Annotated in this window: 3 protein-coding genes; 2 read left to right on the top strand and 1 reads right to left on the bottom strand. The window is 67.9% G+C overall.

Annotation, left to right across the window (positions count from 1 at the left end):
* Nucleotides 1-49: 49 nt before the first annotated feature.
* Entirely contained in the window at nucleotides 50-433 is a 384-nt protein-coding gene (locus tag ACFT2C_RS29075) for a hypothetical protein (RefSeq protein ID WP_377210580.1), read from the top strand.
* Between the two features lie 186 nt (nucleotides 434-619).
* On the opposite strand, the gene ACFT2C_RS29070 is transcribed toward ACFT2C_RS29075, so the two are convergent.
* Nucleotides 620-1,357 (bottom strand): transposase family protein, encoded by a 738-nt coding sequence (locus ACFT2C_RS29070; RefSeq protein WP_376517803.1) that lies wholly within the window; start codon nucleotides 1,355-1,357, stop codon nucleotides 620-622.
* A gap of 42 nt (nucleotides 1,358-1,399) precedes the next feature.
* On the opposite strand from ACFT2C_RS29070, the gene ACFT2C_RS29065 reads away from it, so the two are divergent.
* Nucleotides 1,400-1,732, top strand: a 333-nt coding sequence (locus ACFT2C_RS29065; RefSeq protein ID WP_377210579.1) for a hypothetical protein, incomplete at its 3' end; no start/stop codon positions are given.

Genomic DNA, 1,732 nt, shown 5'->3' with positions numbered 1-1,732 from the left:
CCACAGCCCGTCCAGGGTCAGCAGCTCGCGGGTCGCTGAGATCTGAGGTTTGAGCATCGATGCCTCCTTCGTCGCCTGCCAGGCACTCCAAGTCGTGCGCTGGAGACGAGACCTCGGCTCGGGCAAGCTGTCCATCGAGCGCGTCTACCTGATCACCAGCCTGCCGCCCGGCGCGGCAACCGGAGCCCAGCTCGCTTCCTGGATCAAAGGCCACTGGGGTATCGAGAACCTCCTCCACCACGTCCGTGACCGGACCTTCCGCGAGGACGACTCCAAAATCCGCACCGCCGGGCTGCCCCGCACCATGGCCAGTCTCCGCAACCTGGCCATCGGCCTCCACCGGCAGGACGGCCAGAAGAACATCGCAGCCGCCCTCCGACGAGCAGCCCGCGACTACCGCCGGCCCCTGGCCCTCCTCAGCCTCACCGGATAAACCCGGACAAGATCACTTCATGCAAAGACCCTGGGCGTGGGGCTGGCAGCCGATGACGTGGATCGGGACTGTATGAAATTCGGTGTATCCGACTGATGGAAGATGCACCTGTGACCAGTGAGAAGTTACGACTGGGTGCGCGATTGAGGGGGGGCGTGTTGGCCCGGAGGGTCTGGCTGGTGATCTTCAGCGCTCCGCGCAGCGGTCGGAGACCAGCCCGGCGATGGCGAGCATGGTGTCGTCGAAGTACTCGCGGCGCCCGGTCCAGCGCTGCAGGGGTCTCCACTGCTTGGGTTCGGCGATGGCGTGCTCGACGCAGATCCGCTCCGAGGACTGGGCTTTGCGGGCCCGTTCCCATGCGGTGATCTCGTCGGGCGGGGCGCCCTTCTTCGGTTTCAGCGGTGGGGCGGTGACCTGGCCGGGAAAGTCTCTGGCCAGCCCCTGGTAACCGGAATCGGCCTTGACCTTGACCTCGGGATACTGCTGGAGCAGTTCCTCGATGCCTTCGGTACGCAGGGCGGTGACGTCGTGCATGCGGCCGGGCCGGACGGCTCCGGCCCACAGCAGCCGGCCCTTGCCGTCGCTGATGACGGTGGGCTTCTTGGTGTTCCGCTTCTTCTTGCCCGAGACGAACGCCCGGCGTCCGGGGCGGTTCGCCGCGGGGCGGCGGACCTGGACCTCGGTGCCGTCGAGACGCAGTTCGACGCCTTCGGCCGCGGCGTAGGCGAAGACGTCCGCGAGGGTACGCAGCCGCAGTCCGGGCTTGCCGGGGACGGCGAAGCCCCGCGCCGCGAGCAGGGGCCGGATCTCGTGGACGGCCCGGGTGATGGTGGAGCGGTCCACGCCGTAGAACACGGCCAGGGCTTGGTGCGGGAGCTGGAAACGCAGAACGACCAGGGTGGCGATCACCCGGTCGGTGAACACCAGCCCCCGATCCGGCCCCGCCCCGGCCGCACGCAGCCGCTCATGACCACGGCGCTCGCGCAGCCGGCCCTCCTGCTGCGCGAGCCAGGGGCCGGCAAGCTCCTCAATCAGCTTCCCCAGCCGACGACGCGGCAGACCAGTACAGATCCGATGCGACAACACCCCACGCGCCCACCCCAGCCTCATGAGCAGCAATCATTCCGCAAGTCCAACCCGGCCCCTCCACCGCTCCCCGCCTATCGCGCACCACGTCGTAAAGGGGGCAGCAGAAACGATCCCACCAGCAGCGTCATCACACTCACCGTGGCAGAGATCCGCCGGCTCCTGGAACATCTCCTGCCCCACCAGCTCGGAGATGTGTATACGAGACAGGGC

It is taken from the genome of Promicromonospora sp. NPDC057138, assembly GCF_042670845.1.
Taxonomy (GTDB): Bacteria; Actinomycetota; Actinomycetes; order Actinomycetales; family Cellulomonadaceae; genus Promicromonospora.
Note: the sequence above shows the minus strand (reverse complement) of the source record. Positions and strands in the feature narration are given on the sequence as shown.